Source organism: Paenibacillus sp. N22P23, from assembly GCF_059383735.1.
This window is the reverse complement of the sequence record NZ_JBXENT010000022.1, coordinates 1-1,536: the sequence shown is the minus strand read 5'-3', so window position 1 is coordinate 1,536 and position 1,536 is coordinate 1. Positions and strand designations below refer to the sequence as shown.

The following is a 1,536-nucleotide window of genomic DNA, read 5'->3' as shown; positions in this document are numbered from 1 at the left end:
GGGACAGAGGAGACAGGTGGTGCATGGTTGTCGTCAGCTCGTGTCGTGAGATGTTGGGTTAAGTCCCGCAACGAGCGCAACCCCTAGTTTTAGTTGCCAGCACATTATGGTGGGCACTCTAGAGCGACTGCCGGTGACAAACCGGAGGAAGGTGGGGATGACGTCAAATCATCATGCCCCTTATGAGCTGGGCTACACACGTACTACAATGGCCGGTACAACGGGAAGCAAAGCCGCGAGGTGGAGCCAATCCTATAAAAGCCGGTCTCAGTTCGGATTGCAGGCTGCAACTCGCCTGCATGAAGTCGGAATTGCTAGTAATCGCGGATCAGCATGCCGCGGTGAATACGTTCCCGGGTCTTGTACACACCGCCCGTCACACCACGAGAGTTTACAACACCCGAAGTCGGTGGGGTAACCCGCAAGGGAGCCAGCCGCCGAAGGTGGGGTAGATGATTGGGGTGAAGTCGTAACAAGGTAGCCGTATCGGAAGGTGCGGCTGGATCACCTCCTTTCTAAGAGAATACCGTTTCCCGATGAGGAAACGATAAGCATCGTAAGATGCAAAACCGACTGGTTCGCTCATGTTCAGTTTTGAAAGAGCAAGTCTCTTTCTGTAAGGAGTCATCCGTTTGGTGATAACGGCGAAGGGGAACCACGCGTACCCATCTCGAACACGACCGTTAAGCCCTTCAGCGCCGATGGTACTTGGACCGCAGGGTCCTGGGAGAGTAGGAAGTTGCCAAGCGGATGCTTTTTTCATCCCTAGAAGTTCACATATTGGCCTTTAGCTCAGCTGGTTAGAGCGCACCCCTGATAAGGGTGAGGTCGGTGGTTCGAGTCCACTAAGGCCAACCATATTTTTCCCTACGGGGCCATAGCTCAGCTGGGAGAGCGCCTGCCTTGCAAGCAGGAGGTCAGCGGTTCGATCCCGCTTGGCTCCACCAAAAAAGCATCTTCGGATGCAACACTTTGCACCTTGAAAACTGGATATGAAATTTGCGAAATATCTCTTAGCTGAGATTAATCGAAGTACAGCTGAATGCTGTATGTCTGATCTTTGGATTAGTCACACAAGCCAATCAGCATAGGTTAAGCTACTAAGAGCGCACGGAGGATGCCTAGGCGCTAGGAGCCGAAGAAGGACGTGGCGAACGACGAAATGCCTCGGGGAGCCGTAAGCAGGCTTTGATCCGGGGATGTCCGAATGGGGAAACCCGGCTGGAGTAATGTCCAGTCACTCATAACTGAATACATAGGTTATGCAGAGGCAGACCAGGGGAACTGAAACATCTAAGTACCCTGAGGAAGAGAAAACAATAGTGATTCCGTCAGTAGCGGCGAGCGAACGCGGATTAGCCCAAACCAAGGAGCTTGCTCCTTGGGGTTGTAGGGCGTCTCACATGGAGTTACAAAGGTGTTGGGTAGACGAAGAGGTCTGGAAAGGCCCGCTATAAGAGGTAAAAGCCCTGTAGTCCAAAGTCAGCACTCTCCGAGACGTACCCTGAGTACCGCGAGACACGTGAAACCTCGTGG

2 tRNA genes and 3 rRNA genes are annotated in these 1,536 nt (G+C 52.9%); all 5 read left to right on the top strand.

From position 1 onward, the window contains the following. A 16S ribosomal RNA gene (locus AC506A_RS31290) occupies positions 1-515 on the top strand; the annotation flags it as partial. 116 nt (positions 516-631) lie between these two features. Next, a 5S ribosomal RNA gene (gene rrf, locus AC506A_RS31285) occupies positions 632-748 on the top strand. Between the two features lie 33 nt (positions 749-781). Next, a tRNA-Ile gene (locus AC506A_RS31280) sits at positions 782-858 on the top strand. Positions 859-871: 13 nt separating this feature from the next. Beyond that, positions 872-947: transfer RNA gene (locus AC506A_RS31275), tRNA-Ala, on the top strand. A 143-nt stretch (positions 948-1,090) separates the two neighbouring features. Next, positions 1,091-1,536 (top strand): 23S ribosomal RNA (locus tag AC506A_RS31270); the annotation flags it as partial.